This is a genomic window from Kitasatospora sp. NPDC086801, from assembly GCF_044745805.1.
Lineage (GTDB): Bacteria > Actinomycetota > Actinomycetes > Streptomycetales > Streptomycetaceae > Kitasatospora.
This window is the reverse complement of the sequence record NZ_JBIVAX010000002.1, coordinates 132,396-151,633: the sequence shown is the minus strand read 5'-3', so window position 1 is coordinate 151,633 and position 19,238 is coordinate 132,396. Positions and strand designations below refer to the sequence as shown.

Genomic DNA, 19,238 nt, shown 5'->3' with positions numbered 1-19,238 from the left:
CTGCTCGGTGCGCACCGGTCAGTCCGCCACCGTCAGCTGGACGATCCGCGGCGCGGCGGTGCTGACCGCCGCGACGGCGGCGCCGTGCTCCGGGTCGGCCCAGTCGAGCAGGTGCAGGTCCTGGTGACGGCTGCGCAGCGGGGTGCCGGGCGGGACGTCCAGCGGCAGGTCGGACAGGTCGACGGAGGCCAGGGTGTCCAGGGTGGCCCGGCCGATCTTGATCAGCGCCTCCTTGCGCACCCACAGCCGCAGGAACGCCCGGTCCGGCTCCGGCGCCGCCTCGACCAGGCGCAGCTCGGCGGGGGCGAGCACCCGGCGGGCGACCGCGCCCAGCGATCCGCCGCGCGCGGCCAGCTCGACGTCCACCCCGACCGGCTGGTGGCCGGCTCCGGCCGCGACCACGCCCCGGGTGTGCGACAGGCTCACGTGCACCCCGGGGTGGTCCGGCAGGTACGGCTTGCCGTGGTCGGCCAGGCCGCAGTCCGGGCACTGCTGGGCGAGCGTGAGCGAGGCGGCCGGGACGCCGAGCAGCCGGGCGGCGCAGAGCCGGACCAGCACGTGGCCGGCGGTGAAGTCGATCCGCCCGGACTCGTGCCGGAAGCGCGCGGCGCGCTCGTGCTCAAGGGGGGTGAGCAGGTGCTCGCCCGCTTCGGGGTGCCGCAGTACGGCGTCGGCGGACGCGACGGCGACGAGCGGCGTGCTCTGGTCCTGGGCCTCGGAGGTCATTCCTCCAACCTAACGGGCGCGGACCCCGGACGGGGTCGGCGCGGAGGTCGTCCGGAGTCGGGGCGGGGGGTGGCGACCACTGCGCCGTTCGGTGGATCTTCGGACCGGATCTGAGGATCTGTAGGGTATGAATCATCCGATTTGAGGTTGGATGTCCCGGATCTGTGGGATCGCCAGCAGATAGTACGAACAGGGCAGGTCATGTGCGCCTGCTCTTTGTCCTATGCGCGGAGGAATGTGTCGATGGGTCAGGGCACCGGTACGCCGGATCACAGAACGACCGCCGTGAGAAGAGCACCCGCCACCCGCAGGCGCCGGACCGTCCGGGTCGCCGTGGCGACCGCCGTCGCGGCGCTGCCGATGGCGGCCGTGCTGACGGTCGGTTCGGCCGCGCCGCTCGCCCCGCCGCTGGGCGCCTGTACGGGCCCCGACTGCCCCGCCACCTGGCCGCCGCCGAACAACGGCGACTTCACCGGCCGGGACTCCACCATCAACGTCTTCACCGGCGGCGACTACACGGTGACCGGCCGCGCCGCCGAGGCCGAGGGCAAGATCGTCGTGCTGGGGAACCTGACCGTCGACAAGAACGGCGGCGGCGTCTACAACATGGGCGTCGTCGGCGTCGGTTCGCGCGTCGTGCCGCCCAACGGCAGCGACTTCGTGACCACCGGCGGCAACGTCGACGTCAGGACCGGTGACCGCATCCTGATCGGCGGCAGCGACTCCGGGGGCCCGGCCTTCGGCAACCTGCGGCACGCCGGAAGTCTCTCCGGCACCGTCAACATCGACCCCACCGGCCAGGCGATCCAGGACCCGAACGCCGCCGCGCCGTACCAGACGGTGCTGTCCCAGATCGAGGAGATCTCCGACTGCGTGGGGAAGGCCGCGGCGACCGGCACCGTCGACGTCTCCTCCAGCCAGGCGACCTTCACCGGCGACGGGACCAGCGCGAAGCAGGTCTTCAACGTCACCCAGAACCTCGCTTCGCCGAGCGGCGGTCAGATCGGACTGGTCTTCGACAACATCCCGGCCGGGGCCACCGTCGTGGTGAACATGCTCGGGGACAGCCCGATCATCAACACCTACACGGGCACCGGTCTGGCGGGGGACCAGACCACCGACATGCGGTCGAAGCTGATGTACAACTTCCCGACCGCGACCTCGGCGCAGATCCTCGGCAGCGCCCAGTTCCAGGGCTCGATCCTGGCCGGCAACCCGGGCGGCACCATGACCATCTCCGAGCCCGGGATCAACGGCCGGGTGTATCTCGCGGGCAACCTGATCCACACCGGCACCGGCGGCTACGAGATCCACAGTTACCCGTTCGACGGGGACCTGCCGGACTGCCAGGTGACGCCGAGCCCGTCGCCGTCGACCTCGCCGTCGTCGTCGCCCTCCTCGTCGCCGTCGTCGTCCCCGTCCTCCTCGCCCTCTTCCTCGCCGTCGTCGTCCCCGTCGTCGTCCCCGTCCTCTTCGCCGTCCTCCTCCCCCTCGTCGTCCCCGAGCACGAGCCCGACCTCGCCCTCGGCCAGTTCGTCGAGCTCCAGCTCCGGGCCGGCCCCGACCAGCCACCACCCGTCCGAGCACCCGTCCAGCCACCACCCCGGTGGCGGCGGTGAGCTGCCCTCCACGGGCGCGGGCAACGCCCCGGTGGTCTTCGGCCTGGCCGGCGTGGGCCTGCTCGGCCTGGGCGGCCTCGCCGTCCTGGCCGCCCGCCGTCGCGGCCGCCACAGCTAGCGCCGCAAGGAAGGCCTGAACAGCGCCAAGAGCGCCAAGAGCGCCAACAATGCCAACAATGCCAACTACGGCCCAGGCCGCCCGGGTCGACCCCGACCGGGCGGCCTGGGCCGTTGTCGGCAGCCCGCCGCAGGCATGCGTCGGCCCCTCGCCCGTGCTGGGCGAGGGGCCGACGACGGCTCAGCGGGAGCCGAAGAAGCGGTCCACCGTGCGACGGTCGGTGGCGACGGTGTGCACCGGTTCGCCGACCACCCGGCCGGCCAGCGCGACGGCCAACTCCCCTATGTCCTGCCGGAGTTGTCCGGCCGCCTCGGCCTGGTCGGCGGCGATCCGCACCTGGGTGGCGGTGACCAGCCGGTCCCGGTCGTGGACGCCCTCCGCGCGGGCCGTGGCGACGGCCGCCGCGCCCTGCTCGGCGTACTCCTGCCGGATCCGGGCCGCCTCGTGCCGGGCCTGCGCCAGTTCCTGCCGGCCGGCGTCGTGGGCGGCCTCGGCTTCGGCGCGGATGGCGTCGGCGCGTTCGGTGCGGCCCTCGGTCGCGTCCCACCGCTCGGCCTTCACCCGCTCGATGCGGGGGAGGAGGCTGCAGCCCAGGGTCCACGTGATCAGGAAGAGCAGGGTCAACCCGAGGGCCAGCATGAAGGGTTCGGGCTCAAGCGGTCCGAGTTCGATGGTCATGCAAACCCCCCTTTGTGGCTGACGGTGAGTCAATGGGGAGGTTTTCCAAGGATGATGAGGATCGAACTTCTACCCGGGCATGACCTTCGTCACTGGCCCATGACGTACTTGACGGTCGGGCCGGTGGTCCAGCCGCCGTCCACCGCGAGTTCGGCGCCGGTGACGTAGGAGGCGTCGTCGGAGAGCAGGTAGACCACGGCGGTGGCGATCTCGGGGGCCTCGCCGACCCGGCCCATCGGGGTGTTGGGGTAGTTGCCCTCGCCGCGCTGGATGCCGACCGAGGCGGTCATCGGGGTGTAGGTCATGCCCGGGTGCACCGAGTTGACCCGGATCCGCTCGGTGCCCAGCTCGACCGCGCCGATCTTGCTGAGGCCGCGCACGCCCCACTTGGAGGCGCCGTAGCCGGCGGTCAGTGCCAGGCCCATCAGGCCGGCCGCCGAGGAGATGTTGACGATCGACCCGCCGCCGGCCGCGCGCATCGCCGGGACGACGGTCTTCATGCCGATGAACACACCGGTCAGGTTGACCTCCACGACCCTGCGGAAGTGCTCGACGCTCTCGTCCGCCAGCAGCGAGCCGGTGGAGATGCCGGCGTTGTTGACCAGGCCGTGCACCGCGCCGAACTCCGCCACGGCGAAGTCCACCACGCGCCGCCAGTCCTCCTCCGAGGCCACGTCGTGCCGTACGAACCGTGCGCGGTCGCCGAGTTCGGCGGCGGTGGTGGTGCCGTCGTCCTCCAGGACATCGGTGATCACCACGTTGCCGCCGGCCGCGACGGCGAGCCGGGCGGCCTCGACGCCCAGGCCGCGGGCGCCGCCGGTGATGATGACGGTCTTGCCGGTCAGGTCGTTCATGACGTGCTCCTCTGGGGGGTGGGGGCGGAGAGCATGGCGGCGGACACCGTCACCAGGTCGGCGAGGAAGGTCTCCTCGTCGGTCAGCGGGGTGGACCCGGCGAGGTACTGCTGCGCCCGGTCGGCCAGGGCCGCGCCGATCAGGGTGAGGACCAGGTCGATCCGCTCCAGCCGGATCGGCTCCGGCAGCGCGGCGATCCGGTCCTCGACCAGCTCGATCAGCCGCCAGTAGCCGCCGCCCGCCAGGGTGGGGTGCGGGGTCCGGGTGCGGACCCCGCTGCTGTGGCTGACCTGGGCGGAGATCCGCAGGCAGTGCCGGCCCCGGTCGGTGCGCAGTTCGGTGGCCTCGGCCGAGACCAGGGCGCCGAGCAGTCCGGGCAGGTCCGCGCCCACGAGCGCGGGCAGACGCGGCGCGAGGGCCTGCTCGGTGCGTTCCTGGCGTCCCGCCATGATCGCGTCGAGCAGGCCCTCGCGGGAGCCGAAGTGGTACTGCACGGCGGACGGGTTGCTCTGTCCGGCCAGCCGGGTGATGTCCCTGGTCAGGGCGGCTTCCACGCCCCGGGTGGCGAAGAGTTCCTCCGCCGCTCGCAGCAGCCTCTCGCGGGTCTCGTGGCCCGCCGTCGTCCTTGCCATGCGCCCGAGTTTAATGCTGGGCATTATTAACGGCAAGGAGCGGCCGGGTCCGCCGGGGTGAGGTGACCTGAGGCCCCTCGCCGACGACGCGCCTCAGGTCACCTCGCCCCGGCGGGAGAACCGCTCCGCCCGCCACTCCCCGCTCGTCAGCACCTCGGCCAGCTCCCGGGCCGCGTCCCAGACGTCGGTGTACGACAGGTACAGCGGGGTGAAGCCGAACCGCATGAGGTCCGGCGCGCGGAAGTCCCCGATCACGCCGCGCTCGATCAGCGCCTGCACCACCGGGTAGCCGTCGGCGTGCCGCAGCGCGACCTGGCTGCCCCGCCGGGCGTGCTCGCGCGGGGTCGCCACCTCGATCCCGTTCAGACCCTCGACCAGGCCGATGAACAGGTCGGTCAGCGCCAGGCTCTTCGCCCGGACGGCGGCCAGGTCGGCGCGCTCCCAGACGTCCAGGCTGGCACCCAGCGCGGCCTGCCCGAGCAGCGACGGCGAACTGGTCAGGAAGCGCCCGATGCCCGGCTTGGGGTCGTACCCGGGCTCGAAGGCGAACGGGCGGGCGTGCCCGAACCAGCCGCTCAGCGGTTGCCGCGGGCCGGCCGCCAGGTGCCGCCCGGCGACGTACAGGAAGGCCGGCGAACCGGGGCCGCCGTTCAGGTACTTGTAGGTGCAGCCGACCGCGAAGTCCGCGCCCGCCGCGCCGAGTTCGACCGGCAGCGCACCCACCGAGTGGCAGACGTCCCAGATCATCAGCGCGCCCGCGGCCTGCACCCGGGCGGTGATCCCCGGCAGGTCCAGCAGTTCCCCGGTGCGGTAGTCCACGTGCGAGAGGACGACCGCGGCGACGTCGCCGTCCAGGTGCCGGTCCAGCTCCTCCGGCCGGACCAGCACGCTGCGCGCGCCCTCGACCAGGCCGGTGGCGCCCTCGGCGATGTACAGGTCGGTCGGGAACGCCTCGCCGTCGCCCAGCACCGTGCGCCGCCCGGGGCGCAGCCGCAGCGCGGCGACCAGCACCTTGAACAGGTTCACCGAGGTGGTGTCGCAGACCACCACCTCCTCCGGCCCGGCCCCGACCAGCGGGGCGATCCGCCGCCCCAGCCGGTACGGCTGCTCGAACCAGCCGGCGTCGTTCCAGCTGCGGATCAGCTCCCGGCCCCACTCCTCCTCGACCACCTGCCGCACCCGCTCCGCGGTGCGCACCGGCAGCGCGCCGAGCGAGTTCCCGTCCAGGTAGACCACCCCGTCCGGCAGGGCGAACTCCTTGCGGAACGCCGCCAGCGGGTCGACGGCGTCCAGCGCCGCGCACTCCTCGCGCGTGACCATGCGCATCCCCTCGTTCACAGCTCGTCCCGGATCGTCCACAGTTCCGGGAACACGTCCTGCTCGGCGGATCTGCGCAGCCAGCTCAGCCCGCTGGAGCCGCCCGAGCCGGGCTTGCCGCCCATGGTCCGCTTGACCGCGGACAGGTGGCGCTGGCGCCAGCGGGTGACCCGCTCGGCGACGTCCAGCAGCGCCTCACCGAGCGGCCGCAGGGCGGCGTACTGCGGGTCGGTGTAGACCAGGCGCCAGGCCGCGGCGACCGTGTCGTCGGCGCGGTAGCGCTGCTCGGAGGGCTCCGGGCGCAGCGGCAGGCCGCGCCGGGCCAGCAGGGCCAGTGCGTCGTCGTACAGGCCGGGGGAGCGCAGCGCCCCGGTCAGCTCGGCCTGGGTCTGCGGCATCCCGTCGTACATCGCCAGCAGCGCGGCGTTCTTGTTGCCGAGCAGGAACTCCAGGTGCAGGAAGGCCGCGGACTGGAAGCCGGAGGCCTCGCCGAACGCCGCGCGGAAGCCGTTGAACTCCTGCGGCGTCATGGTGGCCAGCAGGTCCCAGGACTCCACCAGTACGTCCTGCGCGTGGGTGCCGCGCCGCAGTGCGGCCAGCGCGGCGGGCAGGTCGTCCTCGCGCAGTGCCCGCTGGGCGAGCGTCCACTCGTGCCGCAGCAGGTCGAACAGCAGCTCCATCACCTGCGTGGTGACGATGAACGACAGCTCGGCCGGCGCCTTGGTCTGCGGGTGCTGCAGGCTGTGCAGCTCGTCCAGGCACACGTAGCGGGCGTACGGGGTGCCTCGATCCGGCTGCCCGCGCCGGCCGAACGACAGGTTGGGCGTCTCCACCGTGTCGTGCCCCATCCCGATTCCTCCTGATCAACCCGGGCCCGTCGCCCGGACCGGCGACCAGACGGACGGCCTGGTTCCACCGGGGTGCCCATTGTGCGGCGGTGCGACCCCCCGGTTGAATGGTCGATGGACACCGCAACCGCGTTCCGGGCTGTCGTTCGCGAGGCGTTCGGCCGATTCGCTTTACGATCGCGAAACCACCCGTTCCAGTCACTCCGGGAGCCGCCATGGACGCCGTCGACCGCCGCCTGCTGGCCGAGTTGCAGACCGACGCCAGGCTCTCCTACAACGAACTCTCCCGCCGGGTGAGCCTGTCCGCACCTGCGGTGGCCGAACGGGTCCGCCGTCTGGAGGCCGACGGCGTGATCACCGGCTACCACGCCCACGTGGACCTCAGCCGGGCCGGGCTGCCGATCACCGCGCTGGTCCAGATCCAGTGCTACGGCCCGCGCTGCGTGCTGCGCGACCCCCAGGTGGCCGCCTGGCCGGAGGTGCTCCAGTTGCACCGGGTCACCGGCGGGGCCTGCTGCGCGCTGCTGGTCGCGGTGCCCACGATGGCCGATTTCGAGGCCCTGTGCGACCGGCTCGGCGGCTACGGCCAGCCGTCCAGCTCGATGATCCTCTCCAGCCCGGTGCCCTGGCGGCCGGTGGTCGCGCCCGCAGGGGCGTAGCGCCGCAACGCCATGACGTCATAGCGCCGCAACACCGCAACACCGCAACGCCGCAACACCGTAGTGCCGTAGTGCCGTAGTGCCATGACGTCATAACGCCCTACCGCCGTCACGACCGAACGGCCCGAGGCCGGAACGGTAGGTTCCTCCGCATGCCGAACGAGCGTCACATCCTGCTGCTGCCCGGGAGCCTGCGGGCCGGCTCCACCGACGAGACCGTGCTGCGCACCGCCGCCGCCGTGGCCGCCGCCACCCCGGGCCTGCGGGCCACCTACTACGCCGGGCTGGCCGATCTGCCGCACTTCAACCCGGACCACGACACCGACCCGCTGCCCGGGCCGGTGGCCGCCCTGCGTGCCGCCGTCGAGGCCGCCGACGCGCTGCTGGTCTGCACCCCCGAGTACGCCGGGACGCTGCCCGGCTCCTTCAAGAACCTGCTGGACTGGACGGTCGGCGGGACGGAGATCTCGGACAAGCCCGCCGGCTGGATCAACGCGGCGGGGCCGGGCCGGGGCCGGGGCGCCGAGGCCACCCTGCGCACCGTGCTCGGCTACACCGGCGCGGCCGTGGTGGACGAGGCCTGCGTCCGGATCCCGCTGGAGCGCGGGGCGGTCGGCCCGGACGGGCTGGTCGCCGACCCGCTGGTGCGGGAGCGGATCGGCGGGGTGCTGGCCCGGCTGGCGGCGGCCGTGGCCTGACGGGCGGCGGCCGGGCTCAGTGCGCCTCGGGCAGGTGCACCCCGAGCCCGGCCAGGCCGGTCAGGAACAGTTCCACGCCGACCGCCGCCAGCAGCAGCCCGAGCAGCCGGGAGAGCACCTCCAGCGAGGTGCGGTGGGTGCGCTGCATCAGCGGCGCGAGCAGGGCCACGCAGACGTAGTTGATCACCACGACCGCGAGGTAGGCGCCGGCGACGGTGGCCTTCCAGCCCCAGTCGTTCCTGGCGAGCGAGCCGACCAGGACGGCGGTGATCGCGAGCGGGCTGGCGATGTAGGGCAGCAGCAGCTCGCGGATGCCGTCCACCATCGGGTTCGGCAGGTGGTCGTCGTCCTCGCTCTCGCCGCCGAGGTGGACGCCGAAGACCAGGGCGACCGCGTAGATGAAGAAGATCGTCCCGCCGGCGAGCTGTAGCGACTGGTCGCTGATGTGGAAGAGCGTGGTCACCTCGTCCGCGGTGAAGCCGAGCACCAGGCCGATCACCGCCGAGATGATCGTGCTCCACGCCGCCAGCCGCCGCAGCTCCCGGGTGCTCCGGGTGGAGGCGAGCCGGGCGAAGGCCAGCAGGGTCTTGGGCGGGCCGACCACGGCGAAGAAGGTGATGAAGGCGCTGCTCAGGTTGAAGACGAACATGCGCCAAGCATGACCGCGGCGCCCGGTGCGGCCGCTCCGCCACGCCACGCCACGCGGTCGGGCGTGGCGCGGCATGGCGTGAATCCCGCGGACGGGCGGTCCATTCCTGGTCGCCGACGAATTCGCCCGGATGGCCGTCCCGACTCGAACGGGTGCGCGCTCTCGGCTCCCATGGAAGTCGGATCACCTCCCCGGGAACGAGGGTGCGACATGTGTCTGAACCGTAAGGACCTGGGCCTGCTGGCCCTGCGCGGCGCGGTCGGCGGGGTGCTGATCGTGCACGGCGCCCAGAAGCTGTTCGGCTGGTTCGGCGGCGGCGGTCTGGAGGGCACCGCCCAGGCGATGGAGCACATGGGCTTCCACCCCGGCCGGCAGAGCGCCATCGCGGCGGGCGCCGGGGAGGCGGGCGGCGGCGTGCTGCTGGTCGCCGGGCTGGCCACCGGGGCGGCCGGCGCGGTGGTGGCCGGGACGATGGCGGGCGCGGTGGCGGTGCACGCCCCGGCGGGCTTCTTCGCGACCTCCGGCGGCTACGAGTACCCGGCCTTCCTCGGCACGGCCGGGCTGGCGCTCGGCCTGGCCGGTCCGGGGCGGTACTCGCTGGACCACCTGACCTGCCACGTCCTCGACCGGCCGTGGATGGGACTGGCGGCCTTCGGGGCGTCCGTCGCCGGGGCGTACGGCGTGGTGGCGCGGCGCCGGCACGTGGTGCGGCTGCGCGAGGAGCGGGCCGCGATGGAGGCGGACGCGCAGGAGGGCTCGGGGTTGTCCTGACGTCCTCGCGTTCCTGGCGGTGGGGCGCCGGTGGGGCGCCGGTGGGGCCCGGTCACCCGGAGGTACCAGTCCTGCTGGCGGCCCCCGGGCGGCCCCCGGAGGGTGGGCGGGGAGGCGTGCCGGGCAGCCCGGCGCCGGGGCAGAAACGAGGGACCGCATGGACCGCCAGCCGCTCACCCGGACCGGTTCGAGCCCGCGGATCACCGCGCGGCACCCGGACGCGCCGCCGGTGCGCCGCCAACGTCGGGCGGTGGCAGGGGTGTTGGCCGCAGCCGCGGTCGGCGCGGCGGCGCTGGCGGGCTGCTCCTCCGGCACGAGCGCGGGCAGCGTGGCCTCCTCGGCCGCCGCCGCGGTCGAGAAGGGCGCCTCGGCCGCGGCCTCCGCCGCCTCGGCGCTGGCCTCGGCGGCGGGCGGGGCGGGGGCGGTGATCGCCTCGGCGGAGGCGCGGGCCTCGGCGGCGGTGTCGGCGGCCTCCTCGGCGGTCTCCGGGATCAAGGGCGGGCTGGACGCCAAGGGGGACGTGGCCGTCGGGGCGGTGAGCGCCGGTTCGGACGGCAAGGCGCAGGTGGAGCTGACCGTCACCAACCACGGGCAGCAGTCGTACCGGTACGTGATCCAGGTCGACTTCACCGACGACTCCGGCGCGGTGCAGGACGCGACCGCGGTGACGGTCCAGGACGTGGCGGCCGGCCGGAGCGCCCAGGCCATCGCGCGCAGCCACCGGGATCTGTCGGGCGGCTTGAAGGCCGTGGTGGCGAACGCGGTGCGCTACTGACTCCCAGGTCAGCGCGGGTGCCCGACCGGGGGGCGAACCTTAAGCGCGGCTCAAGGCCCAACGGGACCCCTTGACGGGGGAGTTGGTCTAGTCCATTTTTATTGCCCAGGTGCAGGGAGCCCCTGAATCGGCGTCAACGGCCTCGTGCCGCGGGCGCCGGTTCGGCACATCCCGGTGTCCGTCCAGGTCCGATCCCGCTGATCCTGCTCGATTCCCCGCTCGATTCCCTGCTCTGAGCTGTCATGTCCCGGTCGCCCGACCCCACCTCGGGCGCACCCCACCCCGGGACGACGGAAAACCCCCACAACCAGGAGTCACGCACCCATGCTGCGTTCACGCATTGAAAGGGCCGGGACCCCGGCTCCGACGGGCGGCCGTCGACGCCGCCCGAAGAGCCTGGCCGCCGTCGCGGCCGGCACCGCCGCCTCCGTCCTGCTCGGCGCGGGTCTCGCGCTGACCGGCGGCGGCGCGGCCAACGCCGCGACCACCAACACCACCGGCGCGCCCGCCACCAGCGGCGGCATCAAGGTCGCCTACTACGACCAGTGGTCGGTCTACGCCAACGCGTACTACCCGAAGACGATCCAGGACACCGGCGTGGCCGGGAAGCTCGACTACCTGATCTACGACTTCGCGAACATCCACCCGACCGACCTGGGCTGTTTCGAGGCCACCAAGGCCGCCGACACGAACGACAACAACCCCAACGCGGGTGACGGCGCGGCCGACGCGTTCGCCGACTACCAGAAGAGCTTCGGCGCGGACATCTCGGTCGACGGCGTCGGCGACACCTGGAACCAGCCGATCACCGGCAACTTCAACCAGCTGAAGAAGCTGAAGGCGAAGAACCCCAACCTCAAGATCCTGCTCTCGATCGGTGGTTGGACCTACTCCAAGTACTTCTCGCCGGCCTCCGCCACGGACGCCTCGCGCAAGCACCTGGTCTCGTCCTGCATCGACATGTTCATCAAGGGCAACCTGCCCGCCGACGGCGGCTACGGCGGTCCGGGCACCGGCGCGGGCATCTTCGACGGCATCGACATCGACTGGGAGTACCCGGGCGGCGGCGGCCACACCGGCAACATCTCCAGCCCGGCCGACAAGCAGAACTTCACGGCGCTGCTGAAGGAGTTCCGCACCCAGCTGGACGCGCAGGGCAAGGCCGACAACAAGACCTACGCCCTGTCGGCGGCGGTCGGCGCCGGCCAGGACAAGATCATGAACGTCGAGACCGACAAGATCGGTCAGTACCTCACCTTCCTCGACGTCATGACCTATGACATGCACGGCGGTTGGGACCCGCAGGGTCCGACCAACCACCAGGCCCCGCTCTACTCCGCCCCGAACGACCCGTCGACCCCGGCCAAGCCGGGCAACGGCAAGTACTCGATCGACAACGCCATCAAGGCGTGGACGGTCGGCGACGCGGACTACGGGATCCCCGGCGGCTTCCCCGCCAGCAAGATCAACATGGGTGTGCCGTTCTACTACCGCGGCTGGACCGGCGTCCAGAACAACGGCAAGAACGGCCTGTTCCAGCCCGCCGCCAGCCCGGCGGCCGGCGCGGCGATGTCCGGCAACGTCCCCGGCATCCAGATGTTCAAGGAGCTCGCGGGCTTCGTCGACAACCCGTCCAAGACCTTCTGGGACGACGACGCCAAGGCCACGTACTTCTACGACGGCAACACCTTCTGGAGCGGTGAGGACGCCCGGTCGATCCAGGCCAAGCTCGATTACGCGCACTGCAACGGCCTCGGCGGCTCCTTCGCCTTCTCGCTGTACGACCTGGGCACCAAGACCGGCCTGTTCGACACGATGGTGAACGCCACCAACGGCTCCGCCGCCGGCTGCCCGGCCCCGCCGACCGGCACCCCGAGCAGCACGGCGACCCCGACCCAGACCCCGACCGGCACGCCGACGGGCACCCCCACGGGCACCCCGACCGGCACCCCGACCGGCACCCCGACCGGCACCCCGACCCAGACCCCGACCTCGCCGGCCGGCTGCCCGGCCGCCCCGAGCTGGGACACCAACACCACCTACGCGGCCGGCGGCACCAAGGTCTCGTGGAAGGGCCACTACTACACCAACAAGTGGTGGACCAAGGGCGATGACCCGAGCCAGAGCGGCCAGTGGGGCGTCTGGACCGACAACGGCCCCTGCTGACCCCTCGGGCAGCACGAGCTGAGGGCCTGACGGACCCTCGCAGCACCTGAACCAAACGGTCCGGCCCGCCGGGGGAGCACCCCCGGCGGGCCGGACCTGTTGTGTCTCAACGGCGCGTCTCAAGGGCGCGCCGCGGGGCAGTGCCGCAGGGCGCGTCTCAGGCCAGGTCGGCGGTGCGCCCGAGCGCGTCCGGCTGGCTCTCCTCGATCCGCCGCAGCATCCGCGCCAGCATCGCGGACAGCACGGCGCGCTCCTCGCCCGTGACGTCCTGGAGCAGTTCCTCCTCGAACACCGCCGCCATCCGCATCGACTCCAGCCACTTGTCGCGGCCGTTCTCGGTCAGCTCGATGATCACCCGCACCCGGTTGGTCTCGTCGCGCTCCCGGGTGACGAGGTCCTCGGTCACCATCCGGTCGATCCGGTGCGTCATCGCGGCCGGGGTGAGTCCGAGCCGCTTGGCCAGCTCGCCCGGCCCGAGCCGGTACGGGCTGCCGGAGACCACCAGCGCCTTGAGGACCTCCCACTCGGCGGCCGTGATTCCCAGCACAGTCAGCTGCCGGTCGTAGGCCACGCCCATCCGCCGGGCGACCCGGGACAGGGTCTGCACGATGGTCTCCACCTGGGGGTCGACGGTGGGGAATTCCCGCTGGTAGACGGCCACCTGCTCGGTGATGCCGAGCTCCCTGGCAGTGGCCGGCGGGGGCTTGTCCGTAGTCATGCGGACCAGTGTCGCACGGGGGGCGTGCATCTCTTAAGCCTTTGACTCCACACTCTTCCAGTGCTAAGAATTTATCTTGTCAAACTTTAGCTCTGAAATCTTCTGGACTTAAGAGTATCCAGTTGAATCCAGGAAGGGATGTGCACGGTGACCGGCACGGTGAAGCAGCAGAGGCAGCAGCGACGCGGGGCGGGCGGCCCGCTGCGCCGCGTCCAGATCGGCAACGCGCTCAGCGCGTTCGGCAGCGGGTTCACGATGCCGTACATGTTCGTGTACGTGGACCAGGTGCGCGGGCTGGGCTCGCTGGCGGCCGGGATGGTGTTCACCGTCTTCGCGCTCGCGGCGCTCGCCGTCCTCCCGTTCATCGGCCGCGGCATCGACAAGTACGGTCCCCGCCCGGTCCTGCTGGCCGGCTCGGCGCTCGCCGCCACCGGCGCGTTCGCCTTCGGCCACGCCACCGGCACCCCGGCCCTGCTGGTCTCCTCCTTCCTGTTCGGTGCGGGTGTCACCACCTGCCAGCCGGCGCTCGCCACGATGATCGTCCGCTGCTCGACGGCCGCGACCCGCTCGCACGCCTTCGCGCTCCAGTTCACCCTGGTCAACCTGGGCATGGGCATCGGCGCCCTGGTCGGCGGCCAGATCGTGAACGTCGCCGACCCGGCCAGCCTCACCCGGCTGTTCACCATCGAGGCGGCGACCTTCCTCGGCCTGGCCCTGGTCACCGGCACCGCCCGGATGCCGGCCACCCCGCTGACCCTCCTCCAGGAGAAGAGCGACGGCCCCACCGGCCTGCGCGCGCTGGTCGCCGACAAGGCGATGCTGCGGCTCTGCCTGCTCGCCGGGCTGATCTTCTTCACCTGCTACGGCCAGTTCGAGTCCGGCGTCGCGGCCTTCGCCACCGACACCGTCGGCACCGCGCCCTCCACCCTGGGCTTCGCGATCGGCGCCAACGCGCTGACCATCGTCGTCCTGCAGATGTTCATGGTGCGGATCACCGCGCGCCGCCGCCGCACCACCGCGATGGCCGCGGCCGGCGTGGTCTGGCTCGGCGCCTGGGCGATGGCCCTGGTGGCCGGCCTGATCCGGACCGAGGCCATGGCCGCCACCGTCGCGATCGTCTCGATCTACGCCCTGTTCGGCGTCGGCGAGTCGCTGCTCGCGCCCACCATGGGCCCGATCGTCGCCGACCTCGCCCCGGCCCGGCTGCTCGGCACCTACAACGCCGGGTACTCCCTGGTGAAGCAGATCGCCATCGCGGTCGGCCCGGCCGTCGGCGTGCTGCTGGTCGGCTCCGGCACCTGGCCGCTCTACCTCGCGGCCATGGCGGGCTCCACGCTGCTGATCGTCGCGCTGGCGCTGCGGCTGCGCCCGCACCTCACGCCGGAGCAGGACAACGCCGCCCCGGCCGTGGTCCGCGCCACGGTCGTCCGGGAGCTGCAGACGGCGGCGTGACCGCCGATCGAACGGGCGTGCCGACGGGCGCCGACCGGGTCACCTGGTCGGCGCCCGTCGCGCTTGGCTTCGCGACCACCGCCACATAGTGTCAGTGGCTGTTGGCCGCCCGGCCCGGTCGGTACAGGAGACCCGGCCGGCACAGGAGACAGGCGAATCGGCGAGGCAATGACGCAAGCGGCGCTCACGCACCCCCCGGCGGCCCCGGCCCCGTCCCCCGCCGCCCCGGCACCGGCCCGGGGCCGGCTGCTCCGCCTGGCGGCCGACTGGTCCGGCTGGCTCGGGCCGATCGGCGTCGCGGTCTTCGCCGGCCTGCTGAGGTTCTGGAACCTCGGCTACCCCAACGCCTTCGTCTTCGACGAGACGTACTACCCCAAGGACGCCTGGTCGCTGCTCCGGCAGGGCTACGAGGGCAGCTGGCCGGACCACGCCAACGCCGACATCCTGGCCGTCCCGCAGCACATCCCGCTCACCTCCGCGCCCGAGTTCATCGCCCACCCGCCGCTCGGCAAATGGGTGATGGCGATCGGCGAACAGCTGTTCGGCCTGCACCCCTTCGGCTGGCGGTTCATGACCGCCCTGCTCGGCACCGTCACCGTGCTGATGCTCGCCCGGATCGGCCGCCGGCTCTTCGGCTCCACCCTGATCGGCTGCACCGCGGCCCTGCTGATGGCCGTCGACGGCCTCCAACTGGTGATGAGCCGGGTCGGGCTGCTCGACGGCATCCAGATGTTCTTCGTGCTCGCCTCCTTCGGCAGCCTGCTGATCGACCGCGACCACGTCCGCACCCGGCTGGCCGGTGTCACCGACGGCGACCGCGTCCGGCTCGGCCTGCGCCCCTGGCGGATCGCCGCCGGGGTGTTCGTCGGCGCCGCCTGCGCGGTCAAGTGGAACGGCGCGATGATCCTCGCCGCCTTCGGCCTGCTGACCGTCCTGTGGGACCAGTCCGGCCGCCGCGGGGCCGGCGCCCGCCGCCCCTGGCGCTCGATGCTGCGCCGGGACGCCGTCCCCGCCTTCCTCGCCATGGTCGGCTCCGCCCTGGTGGTGTACGTCGGCGCCTGGGCCGGCTGGCTCGCCAGCGGCGGCAACGGCGAGGGCGGGTACGACCGGCACTGGGCCGACGGCCGCGCCGGGCTGTCCCCGGACACCTTCCTCGGCATCCCGCTGCCGCAGGTGCCGATGAGCTGGGTGCCCGCGTCGCTGCGCAGCCTGTGGCACTACCACGCGCAGATGTACGACTTCAACACCGGACTGAGCACCCCGCACACCTACCAGTCCAACCCCTTCAGCTGGCTGGTCGTCGGCCGCCCCGTCTCCATGTACTGGGAGCAGGTCCCGAACGGGCAGCACGGCTGCACCGCCACCGGCGGCTGCGCGTCCCAGATCCTCGGCCTCGGCACCCCGCTGCTCTGGTGGACGGGCTGCTTCGCCCTGGTCTACCTGCTGTGGCGCTGGTTCTTCCGCCGGGACTGGCGCTCGGGCGCCGTGCTGTGCGCGGTCGCCGGGATCTACCTGCCCTGGTTCCAGTACCAGGAGCGGACCGTCTTCTCCTTCTACATGGTCGTCCTGGTGCCGTTCCTGTGCCTGGCCGTCGCCCAGATGCTCGGCGCGATCCTCGGTCCGGCCGGATGCAGCCCCGAGCGCCGCCGGATCGGCGCGGCCGGCGCCGGGTTGATCGTGCTCGCCGTCGTCGCCTGCTTCGCCTTCTTCTACCCGCTGTACACGGCGGAGGTGATCCCGATGACGTCCTGGCAGGACCGGATGTGGTTCACCAGCTGGATCTGACGCCGGTGCCCCTGTCCGCCACGGGCGGTCAGCTGCTGCCCGTCACCCCGGTGCTCGGGGTGGTCACCGCCGTCCTGCTGCTGGCCGCCGTCGCGGTCGCCGGCCGGGGCCTGCTCGGCCACGGGCACGCGGTGCTGCGGGCCGGACTGCGCGCGGTGGTGCAACTGGCCGCCGTCGCCGCGGTGATCAGCTGGGTGGTCGGCTCGCTCTGGTGGTCGGCGCTGTTCGTGCTGCTGATGTTCACCGTCGCGGTGCGGACCGCCGGGCGGCGGATGACCCCCGGCCCCGGCTGGGTCTGGGCGGCCGCCCCGATCGGCGCCGGCGTGCTGCCGGTGCTCGCCCTGCTGCTGGCCGTCGGACTGCTGCCGCCCGAGGGCCTGTCCGTCATCCCCGTCGCCGGCATCCTGATCGGCGGCGCGCTCACCGCGACCTCGCTGGCCGGGCGGCGCGCCCTCGACGAGCTGCGGCAGCGCCGCGGGGAGGTGGAGGCGGCCCTGGCGCTCGGCTTCGAGGACCGCGACGCCCGGCTGGAGATCTGCCGCACCGCCGCCGCGACCTCGCTGGTGCCCGCCCTCGACCAGACCCGGACGGTCGGCCTGGTGACCCTCCCCGGCGCCTTCGTCGGCATGCTGCTCGGCGGCGCCTCGCCCGTCCAGGCGGGGGCGGTGCAGCTGTTCGTGCTGGTCGGGCTGCTCGCGGTGGAGTCGGTGGCGATCGTGGTGGTGCTGGAGCTGGTCGGCCGCGGGCTGGTGACCGCGGGGGCACCGGACCGCGTCGGGTACCCTTGAGCACGTTGAAGGGGAGTAGCCCTCCACCGGACCGTCGACATACTGGCCCCCAGGGGCCCGGCGCCCGGGGCACCCGATCCTCCGGGTCGGTGCCGGCGAGACCTTCGGCCGCAGTGCTGTGACCATGACCAGTGCTGTCGGGCCGAAGCGTCCCCTGACGGAGCTGCGGAGGCCGGGCAGCCCGACCGAGGGACTCTTTCTGATGAGTTTGACCGTGGCCGCGTTGACGTTCGGCATCATCTTCCTGGCCGAACTGCCGGACAAGACCGCGCTGGCCAGCCTCGTACTCGGCACCAAGTACCGTGCCAGCTACGTCTTCGCGGGCGTCGCCGCCGCGATGGCCGTCCAGGTCGTCCTCGCGCTCGCCGCCGGACACCTGCTCTCGCTGCTGCCGCACCGTTGGGTCGAAGGCGTCACCGGCGTGCTGTTCCTGGCCGGTGCGGCCATGCTGCTGTTCCACGGCGGGGGCGACGACGAGGACGGGCACGCCGCCAAGGAGCCGTCCTCGAACAGCTTCTGGAAGGTGGCCGGGGCCAGCTTCGTGGTCGTCGCGGTCGCCGAGTTCGGCGACCTGACCCAGATCATGACCGCCAACCTGGCCGCCAAGTACGCCGATCCGCTGGCCGTCGGCCTCGGCGCCTGGCTGGCGCTGTGCGCCGTCGGCGGGCTCGCCATCGTGGGCGGGCAGAAGCTGCTCAAGCACGTGCCGATGAAGCTGATCATCCGGGTCGCGGCGGCGATCATGGTGGTGCTGGCGGGCATCAGCATCGTCGGGGCGATCACCGGCTGACCCCGCTCCGCCGAGGCTCAGCAGCCCGGGTCGGCCTCCAGGGCGGCCCGGGTCTTCGGGCCGTAGACGCGGTTCTCGCCCTTGATCCGGTTGCTGGTCTGGTAGTCGTAGAGCACCGTCCCGGTCCAGTAGTCGAAGGTGCCGGTGATCATCGACTTGTCGACGTATCCGCACTCGGCCGACCACAGCCGCTGCTGCATGTCCTTGACGTCGGCGCCGGTCATCCCGAACTGGAGCACCCGGGTGGTCGTCGGGGTCGGCGTCGGGGTGGGGGTCGGGGTCGGTGCGGGCGTCGCGGTGGTGGGGGTGGGCGTCGGGGTCGGGACGGGAGCCGGGGCCGGGGGAGCGGCGACCGGGGCCTGGGTGGTCGGCGCCGGCGCCGGGGTGGCCGTCCTCGTCGGGCTCGGCTTGCGGGTGGGGGACGGCGCCGGGCTCGGCGCCTCACTGGTCGGCGGCGGCGTGGCCGGGTCCGTCGGCGCCGGGGTGCTCGGCTCCACCGGCGCGGGCGCCAGCGTGGTGGGCAGCGGCTGCGCCTGCCGGGTGGCCGGCCCGGGCGAGGGCGTCACCGCGTACGCGATGCCGATGGTGAGTGCGACCAGGCCGGCGCCCACCCCGGCCAGTAGCAGCTTGTGCCGGGCCAGCGGGTTCTGTGCGGCCTGCTCGGCGGCTCTGCGTGCGGCCCGGCCGCCGACGGGCTCCGGCTCGGGCGCGGGCGCGGGCGTCGCGTGGTCGAAGGGGAAGAACCCGAGGTCGCCGCCGGGCGGGGCCTGCGGGGTCGTCGCCGCCGCGTACGCGCCAGGCCCGGAGGCGGGCACCGGCGGCAGCACGGTGGTGGCGTAGGCGTCGGCGTCCGGCCCGAGCGGGGGAACGACGGGCGGGGGAGCGACGGACGGGGGAGCGACGGACGGGGCGGGGGCGGGCCGCCCCGGGGCGACCGGCGGCAGGACGGCGGTCGCGAAGGGGTCGACGACCGGGGCGTCCGCCACCGGCTCCTCGGCGACCTGGCCGGCCGCCTGCGGCACGTACGGGCGGACCAGCGGCGGGCCTTCGAGGTGCGGGAGGACGGCCGTCTCGGTGAGGCTCGGGTCCGGGACGCAGCCGCACCCGGTGGAGCGTGCGGTGCCGCACGTCGGGCAGTGCTGGTCCGGCATCGGCCGGTCCTCCTCGGTTCTCGGGCGGTCTCCGTGCCCCTGGG

The 19,238-nt window shown here is 73.0% G+C and carries 19 protein-coding genes; 10 read left to right on the top strand and 9 right to left on the bottom strand.

The window, feature by feature from the left end; translation table 11 throughout:
* Positions 1–18: 18 nt before the first annotated feature.
* The gene (locus ACIPLC_RS04045; protein ID WP_400470866.1) at positions 19–726 is read right to left on the bottom strand and encodes a 4'-phosphopantetheinyl transferase family protein; all 708 of its coding nucleotides are present in this window, start codon (positions 724–726) and stop codon (positions 19–21) included.
* A gap of 285 nt (positions 727–1,011) precedes the next feature.
* Between ACIPLC_RS04045 and ACIPLC_RS04040 the strand changes: the two genes are divergently transcribed.
* Positions 1,012–2,463 (top strand): choice-of-anchor A family protein, encoded by a 1,452-nt coding sequence (locus tag ACIPLC_RS04040; protein WP_400470865.1) that lies wholly within the window; start codon positions 1,012–1,014, stop codon positions 2,461–2,463.
* A gap of 180 nt (positions 2,464–2,643) precedes the next feature.
* Here the strand turns inward: ACIPLC_RS04040 and ACIPLC_RS04035 are convergent, their stop codons facing one another.
* The 5 genes from ACIPLC_RS04035 to ACIPLC_RS04015 all read right to left on the bottom strand — a co-directional run bounded on the left by ACIPLC_RS04035 (position 2,644) and on the right by ACIPLC_RS04015 (position 6,792).
* Positions 2,644–3,141 (bottom strand): hypothetical protein, encoded by a 498-nt coding sequence (locus tag ACIPLC_RS04035; RefSeq protein ID WP_400470863.1) that lies wholly within the window; start codon positions 3,139–3,141, stop codon positions 2,644–2,646.
* Between the two features lie 89 nt (positions 3,142–3,230).
* Positions 3,231–3,995: a glucose 1-dehydrogenase gene (locus ACIPLC_RS04030; protein ID WP_400470862.1), complete on the bottom strand. Its 765-nt coding sequence runs from the start codon at positions 3,993–3,995 to the stop codon at positions 3,231–3,233.
* Entirely contained in the window at positions 3,992–4,627 is a 636-nt protein-coding gene (locus ACIPLC_RS04025) for a TetR family transcriptional regulator (RefSeq protein WP_400470860.1), read from the bottom strand. The genes ACIPLC_RS04030 and ACIPLC_RS04025 overlap by 4 nt, the downstream gene beginning before the upstream one ends.
* 93 nt (positions 4,628–4,720) lie before the next feature.
* A complete protein-coding gene (gene kynU, locus ACIPLC_RS04020) occupies positions 4,721–5,947 on the bottom strand; it encodes a kynureninase (protein ID WP_400470858.1) in 1,227 nt (408 codons plus the stop codon).
* A 14-nt stretch (positions 5,948–5,961) separates the two neighbouring features.
* Positions 5,962–6,792 (bottom strand): tryptophan 2,3-dioxygenase, encoded by an 831-nt coding sequence (locus ACIPLC_RS04015; protein ID WP_400470857.1) that lies wholly within the window; start codon positions 6,790–6,792, stop codon positions 5,962–5,964.
* A 215-nt stretch (positions 6,793–7,007) separates the two neighbouring features.
* Here ACIPLC_RS04015 and ACIPLC_RS04010 point away from each other — a divergent pair, with 215 nt between their 5' ends.
* Both ACIPLC_RS04010 and ACIPLC_RS04005 read left to right on the top strand, forming a co-directional pair.
* Positions 7,008–7,451, top strand: a complete 444-nt coding sequence (locus ACIPLC_RS04010) for an Lrp/AsnC family transcriptional regulator (RefSeq protein ID WP_400470855.1) — start codon at positions 7,008–7,010, stop codon at positions 7,449–7,451.
* A 152-nt stretch (positions 7,452–7,603) separates the two neighbouring features.
* Positions 7,604–8,149: an NADPH-dependent FMN reductase gene (locus ACIPLC_RS04005; protein WP_400470853.1), complete on the top strand. Its 546-nt coding sequence runs from the start codon at positions 7,604–7,606 to the stop codon at positions 8,147–8,149.
* A gap of 16 nt (positions 8,150–8,165) precedes the next feature.
* Here the strand turns inward: ACIPLC_RS04005 and ACIPLC_RS04000 are convergent, their stop codons facing one another.
* Positions 8,166–8,798 (bottom strand): MarC family protein, encoded by a 633-nt coding sequence (locus tag ACIPLC_RS04000; RefSeq protein WP_400470851.1) that lies wholly within the window; start codon positions 8,796–8,798, stop codon positions 8,166–8,168.
* A 210-nt stretch (positions 8,799–9,008) separates the two neighbouring features.
* Here ACIPLC_RS04000 and ACIPLC_RS03995 point away from each other — a divergent pair, with 210 nt between their 5' ends.
* The 3 genes from ACIPLC_RS03995 (at position 9,009) to ACIPLC_RS03985 (ending at position 12,510) form a co-directional block, all read left to right on the top strand.
* On the top strand, positions 9,009–9,569 hold the full coding sequence (locus ACIPLC_RS03995; RefSeq protein WP_400470850.1) for a DoxX family protein: 561 nt from the start codon (positions 9,009–9,011) through the stop codon (positions 9,567–9,569).
* 157 nt (positions 9,570–9,726) lie between these two features.
* Positions 9,727–10,344, top strand: coding sequence for a hypothetical protein (locus ACIPLC_RS03990; RefSeq protein WP_400470848.1), 618 nt, complete (start codon positions 9,727–9,729; stop codon positions 10,342–10,344).
* 324 nt (positions 10,345–10,668) lie between these two features.
* Positions 10,669–12,510 (top strand): glycosyl hydrolase family 18 protein, encoded by a 1,842-nt coding sequence (locus ACIPLC_RS03985; protein WP_400470846.1) that lies wholly within the window; start codon positions 10,669–10,671, stop codon positions 12,508–12,510.
* Positions 12,511–12,667: 157 nt separating this feature from the next.
* On the opposite strand, the gene ACIPLC_RS03980 is transcribed toward ACIPLC_RS03985, so the two are convergent.
* Complete coding sequence (locus ACIPLC_RS03980) at positions 12,668–13,228, bottom strand: MarR family winged helix-turn-helix transcriptional regulator (RefSeq protein ID WP_400470844.1); 561 nt, start codon at positions 13,226–13,228, stop codon at positions 12,668–12,670.
* Positions 13,229–13,375: 147 nt separating this feature from the next.
* Between ACIPLC_RS03980 and ACIPLC_RS03975 the strand changes: the two genes are divergently transcribed.
* From ACIPLC_RS03975 to ACIPLC_RS03960, 4 genes are all read left to right on the top strand, one after another.
* Positions 13,376–14,680: an MFS transporter gene (locus ACIPLC_RS03975; protein WP_400470843.1), complete on the top strand. Its 1,305-nt coding sequence runs from the start codon at positions 13,376–13,378 to the stop codon at positions 14,678–14,680.
* Between the two features lie 168 nt (positions 14,681–14,848).
* Complete coding sequence (locus ACIPLC_RS03970) at positions 14,849–16,465, top strand: dolichyl-phosphate-mannose--protein mannosyltransferase (protein WP_400470841.1); 1,617 nt, start codon at positions 14,849–14,851, stop codon at positions 16,463–16,465.
* Positions 16,444–17,253 (top strand): ABC transporter permease, encoded by an 810-nt coding sequence (locus ACIPLC_RS03965; protein ID WP_400470840.1) that lies wholly within the window; start codon positions 16,444–16,446, stop codon positions 17,251–17,253. Before ACIPLC_RS03970 ends, ACIPLC_RS03965 begins: the two co-directional genes overlap by 22 nt.
* A gap of 199 nt (positions 17,254–17,452) precedes the next feature.
* Entirely contained in the window at positions 17,453–18,043 is a 591-nt protein-coding gene (locus tag ACIPLC_RS03960; RefSeq protein ID WP_400471233.1) for a TMEM165/GDT1 family protein, read from the top strand.
* Between the two features lie 17 nt (positions 18,044–18,060).
* On the opposite strand, the gene ACIPLC_RS03955 is transcribed toward ACIPLC_RS03960, so the two are convergent.
* Positions 18,061–19,194 carry a peptidoglycan-binding protein gene (locus ACIPLC_RS03955; protein WP_400470838.1) on the bottom strand — a complete coding sequence of 378 codons (1,134 nt, stop codon included), beginning with the start codon at positions 19,192–19,194 and terminating at the stop codon, positions 18,061–18,063.
* Positions 19,195–19,238 lie beyond the last annotated feature (44 nt).